The 20,208-nt window shown below is 41.5% G+C and carries 13 protein-coding genes; 5 read left to right on the forward strand and 8 right to left on the reverse strand.

From position 1 onward, the window contains the following. Positions 1–38: 38 nt before the first annotated feature. Positions 39–842 (reverse strand): 3-keto-disaccharide hydrolase, encoded by an 804-nt coding sequence (locus FCN14_RS04730; RefSeq protein WP_138429928.1) that lies wholly within the window; start codon positions 840–842, stop codon positions 39–41. A 201-nt stretch (positions 843–1,043) separates the two neighbouring features. Further along, entirely contained in the window at positions 1,044–1,997 is a 954-nt protein-coding gene (locus FCN14_RS04735; protein WP_212747569.1) for a sugar phosphate isomerase/epimerase family protein, read from the reverse strand. A 446-nt stretch (positions 1,998–2,443) separates the two neighbouring features. Between FCN14_RS04735 and FCN14_RS04740 the strand changes: the two genes are divergently transcribed. Next, positions 2,444–3,442, forward strand: a complete 999-nt coding sequence (locus tag FCN14_RS04740; RefSeq protein WP_138429930.1) for a LacI family DNA-binding transcriptional regulator — start codon at positions 2,444–2,446, stop codon at positions 3,440–3,442. 117 nt (positions 3,443–3,559) lie between these two features. Here FCN14_RS04740 and FCN14_RS15700 read toward each other — a convergent pair whose 3' ends face one another. The 4 genes from FCN14_RS15700 to FCN14_RS04755 form a co-directional block, all read right to left on the reverse strand. Beyond that, positions 3,560–3,808: a hypothetical protein gene (locus tag FCN14_RS15700; protein ID WP_171032808.1), complete on the reverse strand. Its 249-nt coding sequence runs from the start codon at positions 3,806–3,808 to the stop codon at positions 3,560–3,562. Positions 3,809–4,073: 265 nt separating this feature from the next. Then, positions 4,074–7,568: a methylmalonyl-CoA mutase family protein gene (locus FCN14_RS04745; protein ID WP_138429931.1), complete on the reverse strand. Its 3,495-nt coding sequence runs from the start codon at positions 7,566–7,568 to the stop codon at positions 4,074–4,076. Positions 7,569–7,675: 107 nt separating this feature from the next. Next, positions 7,676–10,243, reverse strand: coding sequence for a bifunctional lysylphosphatidylglycerol flippase/synthetase MprF (gene mprF / locus FCN14_RS04750; RefSeq protein ID WP_138429932.1), 2,568 nt, complete (start codon positions 10,241–10,243; stop codon positions 7,676–7,678). A gap of 30 nt (positions 10,244–10,273) precedes the next feature. Continuing rightward, positions 10,274–11,884 (reverse strand): Ig-like domain-containing domain, encoded by a 1,611-nt coding sequence (locus FCN14_RS04755; RefSeq protein ID WP_171032809.1) that lies wholly within the window; start codon positions 11,882–11,884, stop codon positions 10,274–10,276. A gap of 201 nt (positions 11,885–12,085) precedes the next feature. On the opposite strand from FCN14_RS04755, the gene FCN14_RS04760 reads away from it, so the two are divergent. From FCN14_RS04760 to FCN14_RS04775, 4 genes are all read left to right on the forward strand, one after another. Further along, the gene (locus FCN14_RS04760; protein WP_138429934.1) at positions 12,086–13,516 is read left to right on the forward strand and encodes a nicotinate phosphoribosyltransferase; all 1,431 of its coding nucleotides are present in this window, start codon (positions 12,086–12,088) and stop codon (positions 13,514–13,516) included. 17 nt (positions 13,517–13,533) lie between these two features. Next, positions 13,534–14,148: a bifunctional nicotinamidase/pyrazinamidase gene (pncA, locus tag FCN14_RS04765; protein ID WP_138429935.1), complete on the forward strand. Its 615-nt coding sequence runs from the start codon at positions 13,534–13,536 to the stop codon at positions 14,146–14,148. 3 nt (positions 14,149–14,151) lie between these two features. After that, entirely contained in the window at positions 14,152–15,258 is a 1,107-nt protein-coding gene (locus tag FCN14_RS04770; protein WP_138429936.1) for an NAD(P)/FAD-dependent oxidoreductase, read from the forward strand. 164 nt (positions 15,259–15,422) lie between these two features. After that, positions 15,423–16,220 (forward strand): ion channel, encoded by a 798-nt coding sequence (locus FCN14_RS04775; protein ID WP_138429937.1) that lies wholly within the window; start codon positions 15,423–15,425, stop codon positions 16,218–16,220. Here FCN14_RS04775 and FCN14_RS04780 read toward each other — a convergent pair. Further along, on the reverse strand, positions 16,203–17,696 hold the full coding sequence (locus FCN14_RS04780; protein ID WP_138429938.1) for a DUF5723 family protein: 1,494 nt from the start codon (positions 17,694–17,696) through the stop codon (positions 16,203–16,205). The genes FCN14_RS04775 and FCN14_RS04780 overlap by 18 nt on opposite strands. Positions 17,697–17,714: 18 nt before the next feature. Next, positions 17,715–19,946: an autotransporter outer membrane beta-barrel domain-containing protein gene (locus tag FCN14_RS04785; RefSeq protein ID WP_138429939.1), complete on the reverse strand. Its 2,232-nt coding sequence runs from the start codon at positions 19,944–19,946 to the stop codon at positions 17,715–17,717. Between the last annotated feature and the right edge of the window lie 262 nt (positions 19,947–20,208).

A 20,208-nucleotide genomic window follows, 5' to 3' on the forward strand; every position in this document is an offset into this window, starting at 1 on the left:
AAAATTGTTTCTATAATTTTAGAAAATGTTGCCAGTGACTAGTTTGTCATTTCTTTAACTTTGATATTTCGGAACCATACATCATTGCCATGATCCTGTAACCCAATATAGCCTTCTTTGGCAACATCAGTGAAGCCTTCAAAATCATCAAACTTGCTATTGGCTACCATCTCTTTCCAATCATCTGTCCATAGGTGATACTCCAGCACTTTTTCGCCATTCTGAAAATGCACAACCGTACCTTGATACACTAAAATTCGAACTTCATTCCACTCGCCATGCGTATTGGCATTCTGCGGTTCAGCAGGGATCATATCATATAGTGCACCGGCCTGCCGATTTCCATTTTCACCAAGACGGGCATCGGGATGATTTTCATTGTCGAGGATCTGCATTTCCGGAGCAGACTTCCAGATCGGCTCTCCCTCTTCACCGCACTGCTCTTCGGCGAGGTAGAAAATACCGCTGTTACCGCCCTTCTCTACTTTCCACTCCAACTTGAGTTCAAAATTGCGATATTTCTTTTTGCTGATGATATCACCTCCATGACCTGCTTCTCCAGCACCAGAACCAATCACTTTAATCGCACTATTTTCTACAGTCCACCCTTTTTCAGGAAATCCATCCTTACAGTATCCCCGCCAATGCTCCTCTGGATCTTCGCCATTAAACAGCAGTTTCCAGCCATCTTCTTTTTCCGCTTCAGTTAACGTATTGTCCGGAATATTCTCCTCCACCTTCTCCTCCTTGTGGTTTTCATCCTTTTTTTCCGATGATTGGCATCCCGTTAAGAAGAGTCCGCATCCAACAATTGCCAATAATAATACTCTACTTGTATTCATAATAATATTAGGTTTAAAGTTATTAACTGTTTGTAAATATTTTGTTTAATTATCAATATCTGGGGCAGTAATCCTGAACAATGCAATTAAAACTAATCCGACCAAACTTTAGATGCATTACGCTTTGAAAGAAGATAACTTTCAAAGCATTTACAAATCTCCTATAGAAATAACAACACCGCAAAGATTGTAACTACAATCTTACTTTGTACTTAATTGCTTTTCTATATTCAATAGCAGTGATTTGGTGGCTTTAATACCTTCAAATTCGCTCAGGCCTTCGCCTTCATATTCTATTCCAATATGCCCGTTGTAACCAGCCATATGAATTATATTGAGCATTTTTCTAAAATCGATCGTTGTTTCCTGTCCCTGCTGGTTAAAAGCGTAACTCTTTGCACTAACTCCTTTTGCATACGGCATCATCTCTTTAACTCCCTGGTAGCGATCGTACTCCTCAACGCATTCACCTTCCCATCGGCTATCTCCTTTCTTTTTGATACAGAAGTTACCGAAATCAGGTAGCGTACCGCAGTTTTCCATTTCTACTTCATCCATCACCTCACTAAGCCATTGGCCATGAGATGAATATCCCCCATGGTTTTCAACGATTATATTTATATCGTAGTCGCTGGCAAATTCAGCAAGCCGTCCCAAGCCATCCACCGCTGCCCGTTTCTGTTCTTGAGGTGTGCCATCCCCATAGGTATTAACCCGAATTGAATGACAACCAAGGTATTCTGCAGCTTCCACCCATTTATAATGATTTTCAACAGAGGCTTTGCGCTTTTGCTTGTCAGTTACTGCTAAGTCTCCTTCCCCATCAACCATAATAAGCAATTGCTCAACGCCCAGATCCTCACATCGACTGTTCATTTCGTCCAAGTAGGACTTATCATTTACTTTATCAGCGAAGAACTGGTTCACATATTCTACAGCATTAATACCAAACTCATTTTTAGCTATTGCTGGAAATTCGAGGTGATCAATCTTATCATCAAAAATATGACGATGCAGACTCCACTCTGCCAATGAAATATCAAAAAAGGATTCCGAACTGGAATTTGAGTACAAAGATGCCGCTTTTGCAAGCCCTGGTACGCTGACCGATACAGCAATCAGTCCGGCTACTTTAAGAAAACTTTTTCTATTCATTGGCATTCAACCTTATTTATTAATAGTAACCCAACAAAATTTTTAAATAACAACCTTTTTTTTATTGAATTAGTCAAGATAAATAAGGCAATTCTGCACTTTTATCGATTTATGGAAGCGGTTCCATTTTTTTAAAAAAATGGTATTGTTATTTGTCCCTTCTCATCATTTACGATAAAATCACTTTAAAACATAAAGTGCTCAATTTAGTCTGATAAAAATTATATTTTATTGCAATTTCATATAGTTTGCAACAGGATCTACAAACACTCATGATAGCTGAGATTAGTGCCAATTACATATAATTCCCTTTTTCTCTTTTAAAAAGGGAAAAAGATCCTATTTTTATGTTATAGCTTTATTTCTTAGCGGTAGATAGCGCTTAAACGACTATTATAGCGCTAACAAAAGGCCACAAATTAATTATTAATGTAAACGACGTAGCAGTGAAAGTTACACTTAAAGATATTGCTGAAGATACCGGTTATTCTATTTCGACAATTTCTCGTGCCTTAAATGGACTTGATAAAACCAGTACTAAAGCCAAACGAGAAATCCTTAAAAGTGCTCGTAAGCTTAACTATCCCCTGCACAATAAAATTGATAGTGCAGCAGCAACCGGAGAGCTAAATGTTATGCTCATAACCGGCGTAGAGATAGGAGAATTTTATGCCTCATTTTTTAACGGTATCAATAATGCTGCTTCTCGAGAGAAGGTTCGGTTGAGTTTAACCAGTCTTGAAAATGAAATTCCTGATCTCCAGGAAATTGCAGCTAACATTGAAGATGAATCCTATAATGGACTTATCATCAATACTCCTCGTTTCAGTACGGCTCAGTATCGAGAACTCAAAGAAGCACTGCCTGAAGACTTTCCCGTTATTTCTAATGAGGTTCTCGATAACCAGATCTTTGACACCGTTGGCTTTGACAATTACAGTGCCGGCAATCTTGTTGCAAAACACTTTGAAGAACGCGGATACAAAAGCTGCGGAATCATCCAAGGACCTTCAGAAAAAACTGCAGCCCGACAACGAGGACATGGATTTACAGATTATGTAACCCGTGTTGAAGGGATGGAAATGCTACTGGAGGTCGAAGGCAACTATTCATTTGATTCTGGCGTACAGGCATTCGAGACTTTTGAAAAGTTAGAGGAGAAACCACGTGCAATCTTTTCTGCCAATGACAATATGTGTAAAGCCTTTATGAAAGAGGCTATGCTTCAGGGCTATACCTTCCCCGATGATATTGCTATTGTTGGCTTTGATGACCTGCCGATGTGCCGTAACCACCGCCCTACAATTTCTTCAGTCCATACCGATTATGAGCTGCTGGGGAAAGTATCGATCCAAAAGATGAAAGAAATGCTGGCAAATCCAGAAGATCCTAAAACCTTGCTAAGCCTCGTCCCCGTAGAACTTAATATTCGGGAATCCTCTTAACACAAATCTTTATCCTTCAGAAATCCCAATCAGTACTGGTTGGGATCTTTTTTTATCAAACATCCATTCATATAAATGTGGATTATGATATGACTGTGTCCAGCCCCCCACATTACTTTAACCTGAATATTCGGTAAAACCGGGTGAGCCTCCTGCTAGCTGAATGGCATCGCCTATTGTACGTGAAAATTCAGGACGTACTATCTGGTCTTGTATACCGTGAAAAAAACACATGAGTATATCAGTACGAAGAAATGCCCGAATCACATCACCTTCTCCACATATCGGAACGGCGACGGCAAATTTACGAGGATAACACTGGATAGTAGAATAAATCCCATCAATATTCCCGTCGTATAAAGACAATTTTGATCCACAGAAAACTGATATTGAAGCTTTTCAATTAGCTTAACTGTAAACCTCATTGGTGTACTTGGTTGTTCCACCATAGGTTCGGTAAAAGTAGTGTCCTTAGGGGAGGACCAATACGCCCCTTGGGGAACCTGCGGTACTAACACAAAAGCAGATTATTTACTCCTCATTGTAGGACCAGCAAAATGGGCTACCCCTTCTTCGGCTGTCGTTGAATTCATTTTCCCCGCTTCAAAGAGGGATCGATATGATTTTTTGCTTACATATTGCGACGATACTGTCCACCTACTTCGTAGAGTGCCCGAGAAATCTGTCCCAGCGAAGCTACTTTTACCGTTTCCATCAGCTCTTCAAATGTATTTCCATTGTTACGGGCAACTTCTTTCAGTCGTTCAATAGCCTCTTCAGCTTCAGGTTCATTGCGTTTCCAGAATGCTTGCAGACTTTCAATCTGTTGTTCTTTCTCTTCTTTAGTAGAGCGAATTAAATCAACTTCCTTCTCCTCTTCGGTACCATCAGCTTCATCATTCTGGAAGGTATTAACACCAATAATCGGTTTCTCACCACTGTGTTTTTTAGACTCATAGTGCAGGCTTTCATCCTGTATTTTACCCCGTTGATACATATTTTCCATCGCACCAAGTACCCCACCTCGTTCTGTCAACCGATCGAATTCTGAGAGTATCGCTTCCTCCACCAAATCAGTCATCTCTTCAATGAAATACGATCCCTGGTTTATATTCTCATTCTTAGCCGTACCCATCTCTTTATTGATGATCAACTGAATGGCCAGAGCGCGCCGCACAGACTCTTCAGTAGGTGTAGTAATAGCCTCATCATAAGCATTGGTATGCAACGAGTTACAGTTATCATAGATCGCAAGTAATGCTTGCAGGGTTGTTCTGATATCGTTGAACTGTATCTCTTGAGCGTGCAACGAACGACCACTGGTTTGAATATGATACTTAAGCTTCTGTGATCGTTTATTCGCACCATATTTTTCCCGCATCGCTACGGCCCAGATACGTCGGGCTACACGACCGATAACCGCATATTCCGGGTCCAATCCATTACTAAAAAAGAATGACAGGTTATGCGCAAACTTGTCTATATCCATTCCACGCGACAAGTAATATTCCACATATGTAAAACCATTGGCCAGCGTAAAGGCAGCCTGTGTAATAGGGTTAGCCCCGGCTTCTGCTATATGATAACCGGAGATAGAAACTGAATAATAGTTTCTCACCTCATGGTTTGTAAAATACTGTTGAATATCTCCCATCATCTTCAGGGCAAACTCCGTAGAGAAAATACAGGTGTTCTGCGCCTGATCTTCTTTGAGAATATCGGCCTGTACCGTACCACGCACAACAGAGAGTGTTTTTTCTTTAATCTCCTCATACACCTCATCATCCACCAACTTATCACCTGTAATACCCAATAAACCTAACCCAAATTCATCGTTAGTATCCGGTAGCTCGCTATTATATTGGGGAGCGTCTACATCTCGCTTCTCAAAATATGCTTTAATCTTCTTTTGGGCTTCTTCCCACTTACCGTTCTCTTTTAAATATCGTTCTATCTCCTGATCAATAGCGGTATTCATAAACATCGCCAAGATCATCGGGGCCGGCCCATTAATCGTCATTGAAACTGAAGTTTTGCGAGACGTTAACTCAAAACCGGAATAGAGTTTTTTCATATCATCAAGCGTGCAGATACTAACGCCTGAATTCCCAATTTTCCCGTAAATATCGGGACGGTGATCTGGGTCCTCACCGTACAACGTTACCGAATCAAATGCCGTCGAGAGCCGTGCAGCCGGCATGCCTTCACTTAGATAATGAAACCTCTTATTGGTGCGCTCCGGGGTACCCTCTCCAGCAAACATTCGAGTAGGATCTTCACCTTCACGTTTAAATTCGAATACACCCGCTGTAAATGGATAATAGCCCGGAAGATTTTCTTTTAGGGCAAACTTTAGCTGCTCTCCTTTGTGCTTGGTTTTAGGCAAAGCTACCCTTGGAATATCAAGTCCACTTAGCGATTCTCTAAACATCTTATTCTTAAAAGTACGATCTCGCACCTGTACCTCTACGTACTCCGAGCGGTACTCATCATAGAGTTCATCCCAGCCTTCAAGGATTTTCTTACAGCGCGAATCGAGCTTGCTTAACCAGTGCTCACGCATGGTTTGCAGACGGTCTTCAAAATTATCAGACCCATCGGGATCCCATCGTTCAATCTGCTCAAGAGTCCCTTCCACTTCATCCAGTTTACTGGCAATTTCAGACTGTTTTTCCGCCCAACTGTGATAGTCGCGAATACTTTCAGAAATTTCAGACAAATAGCGCTGCCGTTTACCGGGAATAATAGCTTGGGCCTGAATATCTTCTGCCGGTTCAGGATTATTATAGAGCGCTGTTTCCCAATTTAAGCTGTAATGGCCATTGATAGTATCAACCAACGCTTTAAAAAGTCGATTTACTCCCTCATCGTTAAACTGTGCCGCTATAGTTGGATAAACGGGCATATCCTCGGCATTTGCATTCCAAGCTCCACGATTACGTTTGATCTGTTTTCGCACGTCGCGCAGGGCATCCAGAGATCCCTTCTTCTCAAACTTATTCAGTACAACCAATTCGGCCAGATCCAGCATATTAATTTTCTCGAGCTGGGTAGCTGCCCCATATTCGCTGGTCATTACATACATTGGGATATCAGAAATATTGACAATTTCGGTATCACTTTGACCAATCCCACTTGTTTCAACAATAACCAGGTCAAAACCTGCGGTCTTGCAAATTTCTATCGCTCCCTTTACTGATAGACTTGTTGCTCTGTTGCTGGCCCGAGTAGCCAGACTACGCATAAACACCCGGTCCGGCTCAATACTATTCATTCGGATTCGATCACCCAAAAGAGCCCCGCCAGTACGTACTTTAGAGGGATCAATAGAGATAACAGCTAAATTAATATCTTCAAACTCAGTTAAAAATCGTCTTACCAACTCATCTGTAAGAGAACTTTTACCTGCTCCCCCCGTTCCCGTAATTCCAATTAGAGGAATAGGATGCCCATTTTTTTGATCAGGAATCACATTTCCCTTCCCATCAAGCAGTTTGTCATCCTCAAATTTTATTATCTCTTTATGGCCATTTTCAAGAGCCGAGATACACCGTGCCAGGGTTTTTGTATCGCGCTCAGTAATTTTTTGAGCATCAACTGATTCTATATCAGCTGTATCATAATCACATTTTTCGAGCATATAATTTATCATTCCCTGTAGCCCCATCTCACTGCCATCTTCCACAGAAAAAATACGGCAAACACCGGCTTCGTGTAGTTCTTCTCTCTCTTCATCGACAATAACACCTCCACCGCCACCAAACACGTGGATATGTCCGGCTCCTCGTTCCTCAAGTAGGTCAACCATATACTTAAAATACTCCATATGCCCCCCTTGGTACGAACTGATGGCGATACCCTGCACATCTTCCTGAATAGCACAATCGACAATCTCCTGTACCGAGCGATTGTGTCCCAAGTGGATCACTTCGGCCCCGCTACTCTGTAAAATACGACGCATTATATTGATACTGGCATCGTGGCCATCAAATAAACTAGCGGCTGTTACAAATCGAATCTTATGATCTGCATCATAGACTTTTGGCTGACCGCCTTTTTTTGAAGCCGGCTCTTTAGTTGCAACCGAGTTATTGGCCTCTGTAGATGTTGCTGTATCTTTGGACATAGCAAAAATTTCTTTAGAAGTGACAGTTCTTAGACTGGGAATGTAATAAATTTGTGGGATTTTTTGCAGTCTACTACAATCTTTAACGTTTAGTGACTCCTTACCATTTATTTGGAATCAGATGATCCTTCACGTAAAAAATGTGTGTATCTCCTTGAAACAACATTCCTTAGATGAGATATGACCCGTGGCAGTGCCCATCCGCCAGGACAAACCAAGAATCGAGCCTTCCACTGAGGGTTAAATTTACTTTTATATAATCGTGCACTTTTAAAACCGTAAAAATTTTCTCCATAGGTATAAACAAATTTGGCTAATCGATTCCATCCTGGTGAATAATCATCTTCATCCATACCTGAAAGGGGGGCCATACCAAGGCTTAAATATTTATAATCATGTTCTTTGCCCCAAAAGATACTACGAACCAGCATAAAATCAACAATACTCTCCGGTACTTCCGGCTTATAACGAAGCAGATCTAAAGCCAATTCATCATTATTCGCACTAGTTAGTATATTTGCGAAACCAATCATGGCCTCATCTTTTTTAACAATAGCTATAGGAAATTCCTGCAAGTACTTTTTACTAAACTGACCTACCGAAAACCCACGTTCTTCCCGCTCCTTATATTCCAAATACTCCTTTGAAATTCTATGGAAATCAGCACTGTTTTGCTCCACATATTCTCTCCCCACTACTTCAAATTCATAGCCGGCGTTTTCCATACGTTCTACATTTGGTTTTACCGGGTTTTCAAGACGTTTATCCATATCAAAATTACCCAATGGCACAAGCGCTTCTTCTCCAATTTTAAATAGGGTAAGTCCCAGGTCAACGTAGTAATCAAGGTAGTTACTGCTTACTTTATAAAATACCGGCCACTTATCATCATTTGTACAGTCTTCATGGAATTCCCAGACCATCTCTTCAATCTCTTCTTCCGGCCCCACAGGATCACCAAGAGCAATAATACTGCGGGATTCACGGGTAAACATGATGAATCCATTCTCCGACTCATTAATCATTAATTCCTTATCCCCAGAAAGAGCCAAATTCGCCGCAGCGTTACCCTGTTTTTCAAGAACGGCACGTACTATTTCCAAGTCTTTAACATCAGGTTTGCCAAATGCTTTTCTCCGGGGCCGTAACAGCTTGACAAGTCCCACGATAACGGCAAAACCTAGTGCTGCTACTGTTGCCCGCAGGTAACGAGGAGCATCTCCCATCAACGTAAATTCCCACCAAAGTTCTTTCTGATACTCCACATGGCGATAAGAAAACACTCCTAACCACACAGCACTCGCCAAGACCATTAGAATAAGTGTAAACCATCGACCTGAAAATGACTGGCTAAAGAGGGGAGCTTTACGATGGAATTCAGTCCTACACGGTACCAATGCCATTAACATTATTGCCAATAGTATAGCTTCCTCATAGTCGGCCCCTTTGAGTATAGAAAATAAGATTCCAAATATGAGCAACCCAATGGTAGCATGATAGGCACCATCAATACGGCGCTGTAACGCACCTGCTAATACCAACAATGCCGCTCCTACCAAAGAGGCAAAAAAGTGAGACATCTCAATAACTGGAAGTGGAATAAAGTGCTGTAACCACTGCATCCGGGGTACCTCCGAAGGTAGTGCTCCAGAAAACAAGAGTATAGCACCACCAACAAAAACAGAGAAACTCATTACTTGGGGTACCACGCGCGGTACCCAATCCAATGCCTTATCTTTGAGCGCATGCACTTTTTGGCGGTTCACAATATACTCCTGATACCCTAATACGATGAGGGCGCCCAACAGGGGAAGAATGTAATAGATGATACGATAGACCACGAGGATGCCCAACACTTGTGAACCTTCCATAAAGTTCGATAGGTAAAGCAGCATGACCGACTCAAAGACCCCTAGCCCCCCGGGTACCTGGCTAAAAAGACCCACTATCTGTGCTAATAAAAAGACACCTACAAAACTAAAAAAGCTTACTCCCACCTCCGGAAGCAACACATATAGCACCGAAGCAGCTAACAACCAATCTACAGATGCTATGGAAACTTGCTTGAGAGATAACGTGAGGCTTGGAAATTTAAAAGACCAATTTTTAAAAGATAGTTCTTTCTTCACTACCGCACTCCCCCATACGTAAGCTACAACCATCACTAACAAAATAATGCCCAGCACTCGAAGAGATACAAAAGGCACCACTACATCAGCTGGAAGGTTTGGTGTGGCCAAAAGCAGTGCTAGACCCGCAACAGCGCAAAAACCTATCCATAAGGTAAAAGCACTAAAAGCCACAATCTGGGTAACCTGCATACCCGAAAAGCCCCATGCAGAATAGATTCGATACCGGATAGAACCACCTGTAATAAGGGCCAAACCAATATTATGGCTAAAGGCATAGCCCACATAACCGGCCCGAATTATTTTTCCCGTCTCTAACTCTTCCCCGATATAGTCTACTCCCAGAGCGTCATAGCCGGTAAGAAGCAGGTAGCTGAAAAATGATAAGATTAACGAAAATCCAATATAAAGGTTGGGGATCTCACTAAGTTGTGCTGTTATCTCCGCGAGTTCATATTGCTGCAGCTTTTGGTCTAAAAACCATAAAGCAACCCCAAAAAAGATAATACTTATAAAAGGTGTTAATTTTTTAAGAACCTTCTTCATTAAGTAAAAAAATACTAAAGTCAGCTAATATTAAAATATGATCGTAAGTTCGCCCGTCATTGCTTTCTCAACAGGTACATCTTTTTGAATAAAATAGGGTTCAGGTGCTTTAAAAGGATCAACACGCCCAAAATCCCAGTTCCCGTTATCATTTAAGTCTTCGTATGCAATGACTGTATATTTTAACGGCGGCAACTGTTTTATTTCAATAGAATCAGAAAATACGGTATCACGGTAGAATTCTGCTTCGTCATTTATAATTTCCAACCGAACATTACTTACAGTAGAATCTTCTACCAATGCATTCAAGGCCCCCATCCGTGAAGAATGCCATATCTCGGGACTAAACTTTCTATAATCTTCAATAGCAGGGTCCCACAGCCGAACCTCATACGTTACTCCATCCTTCCATTGTTTACCAGGTAAAATAGAAAACTTATTCTTATCCATTTTTACATTTGGCCAGCGCTCTACCAAGCTATCCCCTTCTACCACTTTTAACGAATCTCGCAGTAAAGATCCTTCAATAGGTTTAGCGTACGTTATTGTGAATGGATCTTCAGGATAATATCCCGATACACTATTACGCTCTATAATACGCTGGCGTGTTGTATCTTCTTGGGCCGAACCTGTAAAATGTTGTTCTACCTTGGATAATGGATTTCCAAACTCATCAACAAGCCCGGATATATCGATCCTATAGTTCCCAGACTCTACCAAATCTTCTGTGCTATATGCAAACATAACAAATCGCTCGCCTGGTTGCACATATAGGGGATACGCATCTGATTGGACATTCCCCGTTGTATCAGTTATCAAAACATTGATACTATCCGTAAGAACAACATTTTCACTAAAGCGCATTCGCAACCGCTGAGAAGAAAAAAGCCCTATTCCCTGGAGTGATGGTTTTGTAGTGTCGACAGGCGTTTTGTAGATCGTGCCGAGGGTATCGGTATCACCATCTTCAAGCTCAACAAACTCATCTTTAAAGGGTTGAGTACGTTCATTTTGTCGGTCCCATATTTTATTCCGGTTTCTGTCATCTACCCAAAATGCTTTATACCTGCCCTCACTAAGGTATGAAAAGTTAAACGTTCCACCGGTATCTGTTTCTGCAATATAATTTGCCTTTTGAGACAGGTCTACCGGCTCGCGATATAACAATATCCGATCCCCTTCAGCTCCATTTCCTGTTTGGGCATTCAGTACACGCCCTGTCAATTTCCCATCATCAATCTCGTCTCCTGTTGAAACTGCCACCTTTTTCGGCGCAGCGAGCTTGTTATTATTTACATCTTTAAAGTCTGTACCAACAGTAACGATGAGGGTAGTAGAATCCGGTATTGCCCGATCAAATTCCACGGCAACCGATTTACGCCCCCAGTCCAAATCAAAAGAGAGGCCCACATCGGGTTCCAAAATAATAGCTTGCTCCAGTGAAGCCCGATCAACAAATTCAGAAAAGTGTAAAATAATCTCCTGACCTGTAAAGTTAGTAGTACCAGTCTGGGGCTCTGTTTTAATAATTTTAGGTCCTTCCTTATCAGGAGGTCCACCTGTCGGTGACGATGGAGTAGCACAGCCAACAACAAATAAAATCCCCAATATCGCTACACTGATCCAGCTATATAACTTCACAAAATTTGTTTCAACTGCGATTATTTTTTACGCCCAAAGATACTAAATTTTTATAGACCATTATAGTAATCTCAAAACCAATACTTGAGCGTTCTGTTTAGCTGTTGTGTCTTAGATAACCTAGAGTATAAATTATCTCTTATCCCTAGTATTATGTATCTTAACTTGCTTTGTATTTAATAACCTGAAGTAATCCTTTTTATGAACAGAGTGCAATCAAAGCGCAGATCATCCCTACTTAGCAGGCCGGCCCTATATACCGACTATTATGAATTGACGATGGCTCAAGGCTACTTTTTAGCCGGGCGTAAAGATGAGCAAGCCTGTTTTGATTACTTTTTTCGGGATATCCCGTTCGATGGCGGTTACGTAATATTTGCGGGACTTGCGGACCTGCTTTCCACACTCGAAAATTTCAAATTCCATGAAGACGAACTCGAATACCTTGCCAATCAAGGGTTTAGGAAAAGCTTTCTGGAATATCTAAGTGACTTCCAATTAAAAGCAGATATCCATGCCGCAAAAGAAGGCGAAGTAGTATTCCCAAGAACACCTATCCTTCGACTTGAAGGCACTATTATTGAAACACAAATTCTTGAAACACTTCTGCTTAACATTTTGAATTTCGAATCCCTTATTGCCACAAAAGCGGCCCGTATGAAACATGCTGCCGGCGACCACAAAGTGCTGGATTTTGGTCTTCGTCGTGCGCAAGGTCTGGGAGGTATACAGGCCAGTAAAGCTGCAATAATTGGAGGCGTAGAAGCGACTTCTAATGTATACTCTTCGTTTGTACACGGCACACCGGCAAGCGGTACCATGGCCCACTCTTGGATTCAATCTTTTGATGATGAACTTACTGCATTTCGAAAGTATGCAGAATATTACCCTGAAAACTGCATCCTCCTTGTTGATACCTATGACACCCTCGGAAGTGGAGTCCCCAATGCAATAACTGTTGCCAAAGAACTGGAAGAGAAAGGATATAAGATGAAGGGTATTCGACTCGATAGCGGCGACCTTGCCTATTTCTCACGAAAAGCGCGCCGCCAACTGGATAAAGCCGGACTTGAATATGTGAAAATTGCGGTCTCAAACCAGTTAGATGAACGCCTAATAAAAAGTTTACGTAGTCAAGATGCGCCTATTGACCTTTTTGGGGTGGGGACGCGATTAGTAACCGGACATGAAAGCCCTGCCCTGGATGGAGTGTATAAACTTTCTGCTATTGATGATGAGCCCAAGCTAAAGATTTCTGAAAATATCGAAAAGAACACTTTACCCGGTCGTAAAAAAGTGCTGCGCTACAGTGACAATGATGGTAACTTTTATGGGGATGGAATACTGCTTAAAGATGAAAAAAATGCCGACACTATCTTTCATCCCTTCTACCCTGCTAAACATGCAGATGTTACTTCCTTTAATGCTGAACCGTTATTACATAATGTTATGCAGAACGGGACAGTAAATATTGATCTCCCTACCCCAACACAAAGTGCAGACTACGCAAAAAAACGTCTTGTAAAATTAAATCCCGAACACAAACGATTTGAAAATCCACACATTTATAAAGTTGGTATTAGCCAAAAACTGATGGATCTGCGCGATGAATTAACCCAAAATTTTAAATAAATGCTGATTTCATTGCTATGAAAGCTCTTTTAATTGTCGATGTTCAAAACGACTTTTGCCCAGGCGGTGCCCTTGAGGTTCCCAATGGAGATACGATTGTACCCCTAATAAATAAGCTGTCAAAACAGTTTGATGTAATTATACAAACCCAAGATTGGCATCCCAAAGAGCACTCTTCTTTTGCTTCATCTCACAAGAGCAAAGCACCTTTTGAAACTACAGAAATGCCCTATGGAGAACAGGTATTATGGCCCGACCACTGTATACAAGGCAGTGAAGGTGCCGAATTTCATCCTGACCTTGAAACTAATCACAGTCAATTAATTATTCGCAAGGGATTTCGAAAAGAGATCGACTCATACTCGGCCTTCTATGAAAATGATGATACTACCAGTACGGGTCTCAGCGGTTATCTGCATGAACGTAATATTGATACCCTTTATACTGTAGGACTGGCCACCGACTTTTGCGTAAAATGGTCTGTTATCGATGGGCTTGAAGAAGGGTTTGACATCTTTGTTGTAGAAGATGCCGTCAAAGGAATCGATATTGAGGGTTCGGTAGAAAAGTCATGGCAAGAAATGATTGATGCCGGTGCACAAAAAGTCACCACTCAAAAGCTGCTTTCCTGATTAATGAGCCATCACACAGATTACTGTATTCTTGGTGCGGGATTGGCGGGCTTATCTATAGCTGACAGTCTCGCCGATCATGATTTTTCAACCATTGTTATCGATAAAAGCGATATCGCTGCGGGTGCCTCCGGTACGCCGGGCGGGCTTGTTAACCCGGCCACCGGAAGACGTGCTAAAAAAGTTTGGAAGGTTGAACAAGGCTATGAAGCCATTGCTTCCAATCTTGAGAAGGTACAGCAGACTACTGAAGAAACCTTTTATACAAATAATGGGGTTTTGCGCCCTGCCCTGATGGAAAAAATGGCGCGTAAGATGAAAGAAGAGTACCAACAGACAAGCTGGCCCAAGGGCTGGTGCCAGTGGAAAAGAGAAGGTGAAATCAAAGAAATGCATCCCGGCATCAATTGTGTTGACGGCGGGCTTTGGATACCCGTAGGCTTAACGGTAGATGTAGGAAAATATCTGCAGGCCTATGCCTCTTATTTAAAAGGTAAGAACGACACCATATTTTTACTGGACGAAGAACCTATCAAAATAGAGCATAACAACCGCTGGCATATTGAACTTACAAGCACAACAGTACGTACTCAAAACCTTATTTTTGCTACCGGACAATCCATTGCTACTTCTTTTTATTGGGATTGGCTGCCCTTTAACCTTATCAAGGGACAAGTAGCTGAATTTAAAATTGAAACCGGTACTCTCAATTTTGATCATTCCATATCAAGTCTTGGGTATATGGCTCGCCTTACTGATAATGTAAGCTTTATACAGGGCAGTACCTATGAACATGATTTTACGCATATCAACACTGACCAACAAGGTGAAGAATATCTGCGCAAACGCATGCGGCGCACCCTCCCCAACCTTGAAAAACATGTTAGAACTGTTAGTCAATGGGCAGGCGTACGCACCTCTACCCCAAACTACAAACCGATACTCGGACGCCATCCCGTCCATGACAGCCTGCATTTATTTGGCGGACTCGGCTCCAAAGGGCTACTGTTTAGTAAGTATTTGGCTGATCATTACGTAGAGTATCTCATAGGTAACACCGAACTCTTTCCCGAAATAGATATTGCCCGGCATCAGCTAAATCCTGCTTAATAATTTGTTTGTTTACCCTGTCTCTTTGAAAGGTTATTCCTTTTTATTTAATTCGAATTCATAATTTCTAAGAGTGGCCGTCAAAATTTTTATTTTGGAACGATTTTAGAAAAGAGAGTACATAATATTCAGCTGATTGAGAAGAATCACAAGGGGTATCTAATATGGTAACAAACACTAGCAAGCCACCATCAGAGTCACATTTTCGGAAGCAGGTGTTATTCTTGGTAGTGCTTCTTTCCGGAAGCTTTCTGCTTACCACTACCATCTTTTGGGGATATGAATTCGGCCAAGAAAATGTGCAGAATTTTGGTGATGTAGTTTGGTGGTGGTTTGTAACATCCGCTACGGTAGGCTATGGTGATATCGTGCCTTATACTACAGCAGGACGTATAGCTGGGGTAGTGGCAATTATTATTGGATTATTTGGATATACGCATGTAATAGGTCTCATACTACAGTTTATACAACATAAATTTTCGGAGGAAGAGCAGGGGCGGGGTTCCGTTAAGTATACAGGTCATGTTGTTATTTGTGAATACACGGCCTTTGCCGATGAACTCATCCAAGAGATAAAGGAAAAGCAGCTATTTAATAACCGAGAATTAGTTATTATTGGCGCATTGGTCAGCAGAACTCCCTACAGAGAACACTCCTTTATTCATGGCGAACCTATCAGTCCACAAGTGCTGCAACGAGCCAATATTAGTAAAGCAGATACCATTTTCGCGTTTCCCAATCACCGCTTTAGCGATCCGGATACCAAAACCTTACATGTTGTGAGCCGAATAACAGAGCTAAACAGCGATGCCTCTATATTTGTAGAGCTTCACAACGAAAAACATCCACTTCTCAAAGAGTTAGCCGGGAGCATTACGGTTCTGAAAAGTTCAGAAATGCTCCATAATGCAATCCAGCATAACCATATTGATATAACAAATTATTTAGAAGCGAAGGAGTAAACCACTCCAGGCAGCACCGTAACTTGCTCCCCTGTTTTCGGAATTAGGTACCAACAAAGCTCCCACCGAAAACTCAAAATTTCTAAACTCTAATCCAGTACCGGCTGTTATACTTGAAGAGGTAGCCCCTCCTGTTCGATATCCGGCACGAAGCGGAATGATATTGAAGAAATCGTATTCGACCCCAAAACCCATTGCTACACGTCGACTATTCATTCCAGCCTCATTCATTCCTTTTGTAAAGTCCAGTGCTACTGCCAGCTTGCCAAGTTGCAGTTGTGATCCTAAATGTACTTTAGCTGGTAATTTTCTAACAATTTTATCTTCTGTGCCGGCCTCATAATTCAGAAATATATCATTCGCCACGCTATCTTTATAAGCATCATCAAAACCATCCTGAAGGTCAACACCGTCCCAGACAAATTCGGAGTTGTTTGAGAACGTACCCGCATTGTTATCATAAGTAATTGATCCCAGATCTGTTGCAGACAAAGCCACCCGGAGTTTCTTTGGGCCTTTTATCCAAGAAAAGAACGCTTCGAGGGGGCCTGCGAGATCCATTTCAATAGTACCTCCAAGATCTATTCCAAAACCACTCCCCTGTACTTGCGAGAAGTCTTCTCCATCAGGTTCAACAAAATCTCCAATTGAGCCATCAAAGTTATCATTTTTGCTGGCACTGCTAAACTCTTTGAACTGATCAGTTACTGACCCTACCGTTTTAAAAGTGTAATTAAAATCGTGGGTTATTTTATCGGAGGCTACGTGTAGTGTTGAGTTAAAATCGATTCCCGTGGTAGCATGAGGTACAATATATTTTGGTGCAACTCCGGCATAAAGCTTCACATTCTCACCAATGCCAAATAGGGACGGCAGTTCCAATATTTTCCGAGAATAACCTGCTGAAATTTCACTGAATGCTACTGCTTCACTGCTAAAATTAACCGGTTTAGGTGTTCCAAAACGTTCTTTGTCAACTCCACTTAAAAATACCTCGGCATATCCCCTGTTAATAGAACTATTAATGAGCGTTCTATTACGCAAAGCCAAACTAAAGCTGCTGTTTTTACCCCGCCAGGAACCACCCAGTGGAATAAGATCTAACTCAAACCCCAGTCGTCTGTAATTGGTGGGTTCTGAACCGAAAAAATCATTGAGAGCCTTATCAACATTCACAACTTGTCCCGTCGTGAAATGCTTATTATAGGCTGCTATATTCAGAAGTGAGCCCCCTGTAGTTGCAGAAACCCCTCCAAGTAATCCAATACTTGTACTGGGTTTGGTTTCACTATTCAACATTAAGTTGGCCGGATTAATGAAGTTAGCATGATAGGTATCCATATAAGCGGCACCGGTTCCTCCCATACCTAACGTAGCAGATGAAAAATGGCCTGATTGCGCCCATACCATATTACTCAAGCTGCCAAGAAACATAACAGCGACTAAAAGACTCAAATATCGTTTAACAAAATTCATAATAATCTACCCTATCTTTTAATTTACTGTTGATGTTAATGACACATTCATATCCATCCGGATGCTGATCGCATCATCCTCTCGAAGTTTCACAACATTTTGCTGAGGTGTATTAACTGACATGTTGATTTGAAGATCTCTGGCATTATGAAGCGTTGTTAGCTCACTCTCAGTAAAACTGATCTCCGTACTGCCTTGGGCTTCACCGTCATCTCCGACAAAACCATCAGAACCTGTACTGGCAGCACTCACTGCTATATCACTTTTACTTACCACCGTATTTCCGTTTTCATCAACAAATACAAGCGACATATCTAAACTAAGCGGCAAACCGTTTGTATAATTGAGTGTAAGAGTAGCCTCTTTAAGTTGCTGGTCTTCATCCTCTCCAGGCAAGTCGCTCAAATCTGCGGTCATAGTATCTTTAAAAGTAGCGTTATTGGCTGAAAAGCTAAATGGCAGCTCTACACCCAGCTTAGGGTCAAAAATTACGGGATTTACAATAGTCCCGGAGGTCTGATCTTCATTCACCTTTGCGACTCCTACAAATCGTATAGAAGTTGGGAGGTTACTGAAAAATGCAGAAGAATTGGTATTCGTTGAATTAAAGATATTACTACCCGTTTCGCCCTGTGTGGGATCGGGATTCGATGCCGTCTCAACAGAAAACTTAATAAGTTTGCTCTCATCCAAAGATACCCCATTAGCCGATAACTCTGGGGGTGCTTCACCAGCCTGAACTTCGTTAACGGAACCATTATTACCCGTTAAATAAACCGTATTACCATCGGCATCAGTACCGGCAATAGCTGCATAAATAGTGGTATTAACTCCGAGATTCGTGTTATAAAGGGCACTCAATATGGGATTATCAAAGGTAATATCCGATACCCGCTCGGACAAATCACTAATCCCATCAATCTGGGTCAACTCTGCCTCATTATCATCAAACACATCGAGTTTACCGTCAGTATTTGCATCGGTATTCAGTAATACCTGTCGGGGCGATACATACCCCTTAGCTTTTTTTATGGTAAGGTTATTCAAGCCAATACTCGCATCCAGCTGATCTGTGGCATTAATGGTTCGATACGAATCTCCGGATTGAAATCCATCCTGCACGTTCTCTGTCGTTGCATTAACGGTATATGTGATGGTACTGCTTGTTACCCGATAATCTGCCAGCGACAATGAAGTGGAAAACTGTCCGCCGTTGGCACTTCGCGGTATCGCCCCGGAACTTGTTACATCTAATTGTAAAGCATTGCCGTTGGCATCTTCCAGACCCGTAAAGTTAATCGTCAATGAGGGCACACTCACATCAATACCGTTCGTAATATCAATATTGAGATCCCCGCTTTTGAGCTCAACAAAATCACCGGTGTTTTGAAATTTAAAATCACTTTCGTCAATAGTTGAAGAACCGTTGCTGTTAAACGATTGTGCCTCGGGGGCTGCGGTTAATTGTGAGGCCGTTAGATTTTGTCCTTTCACATCCTCAACCACAAGATTTTGGGGATCAGCTTGCATCTTTTGGTTATCCCAGTTACCCGTTACTATCACACTTAAATCTGAGAGGGTTTCTCCAGAGGAAATGGAAATTGAGGTAGTTTCAGTAGCTCCGTGATTAAAATTATCGGGATCATTATCGGTACCAATAGTTGCCGTACCAACCGAAGTACCGCTAGAATTCAATTCAATATTGACGACATCAAAATCAAAGCCGAGGTTATTTGTCACGGTAAGCACCAGAGAACCATTACTGCTTATGGTAGCACTCTTAAAGAACTCTGTAGCAAGTGAGATCTCAACCGGATTAGGCGTAGAACCTGCCGGCAGGTTATCATCCTTCTGTAGCCCCGATTGACCGGTAATATCATTAATTGAAGCTGTTCCTACATTACCTGAAGAGTTAAAGTTTGCAATCTCTATATCTCCTACCGTTGCATTCACCGTTGTAGTAGGTGCTTGCACCGTTGGCACCGCATCATTCAGGTCTCCGAAATTAAATTGCTCTTCTTTGGTAATACGAACCAAACCATCAGCATCAGATGTGAAAATATTATCAAAATCTTCTTTTGTGCTATCAATTAGTGCATCCTCTCCTCCTAAAAACACATAACTTTTTTCTAACGATAGTGGAGCTTCTACACTATGGTTTAGTTTAAAGTCGGGAGATTCAGGGCGCTCACATGCCCAAAAAGAAATTGCTAATAATAGCCATATCCCTGTAGAAATAACTTTCTTCATATTACTGTACCCTGATTTTTATTGATAATGGAAAATCTTATCCTGTTTTTTGCGTGTAGTTATTGAGAAAGGAACTTGCCCCTCTAGTACAAACCACAAATGAAGTATCGACGATATTCTAAAAAAGTTAACGTAAAGAGATTAGCAGTTTTTTAAAAAAATCACCTGATTGGTAATCTAAGCTCTGAAACCTGTACGCCATATCCTTTTTTTTAGCCTTCAATTTACAAATAAAAAAGTAAGTTTTGCGAAAATAAATAGA

The sequence above is a fragment of the Fodinibius saliphilus genome (genome assembly GCF_005869845.1).
Classification (GTDB): Bacteria; Bacteroidota; Rhodothermia; order Balneolales; family Balneolaceae; genus Fodinibius; species Fodinibius saliphilus.

Bases quoted from the DNA above. Each gene is read 5' to 3' on its own strand.
- FCN14_RS04775 (WP_138429937.1), top strand. From the start codon at position 15,423: ATGGTAACAAACACTAGCAAGCCACCATCAGAGTCACATTTTCGGAAG.
- FCN14_RS04785 (WP_138429939.1), bottom strand. From the start codon at position 19,946: ATGAAGAAAGTTATTTCTACAGGGATATGGCTATTATTAGCAATTTCT.
- mprF (WP_138429932.1), bottom strand. From the start codon at position 10,243: ATGAAGAAGGTTCTTAAAAAATTAACACCTTTTATAAGTATTATCTTT.
- FCN14_RS04780 (WP_138429938.1), bottom strand. From the start codon at position 17,696: ATGAATTTTGTTAAACGATATTTGAGTCTTTTAGTCGCTGTTATGTTT.
- FCN14_RS04745 (WP_138429931.1), bottom strand. From the start codon at position 7,568: ATGTCCAAAGATACAGCAACATCTACAGAGGCCAATAACTCGGTTGCA.
- FCN14_RS04760 (WP_138429934.1), top strand. From the start codon at position 12,086: ATGAACAGAGTGCAATCAAAGCGCAGATCATCCCTACTTAGCAGGCCG.
- FCN14_RS04730 (WP_138429928.1), bottom strand. From the start codon at position 842: ATGAATACAAGTAGAGTATTATTATTGGCAATTGTTGGATGCGGACTC.
- pncA (WP_138429935.1), top strand. From the start codon at position 13,534: ATGAAAGCTCTTTTAATTGTCGATGTTCAAAACGACTTTTGCCCAGGC.
- FCN14_RS04735 (WP_212747569.1), bottom strand. From the start codon at position 1,997: ATGAATAGAAAAAGTTTTCTTAAAGTAGCCGGACTGATTGCTGTATCG.
- FCN14_RS04770 (WP_138429936.1), top strand. From the start codon at position 14,152: ATGAGCCATCACACAGATTACTGTATTCTTGGTGCGGGATTGGCGGGC.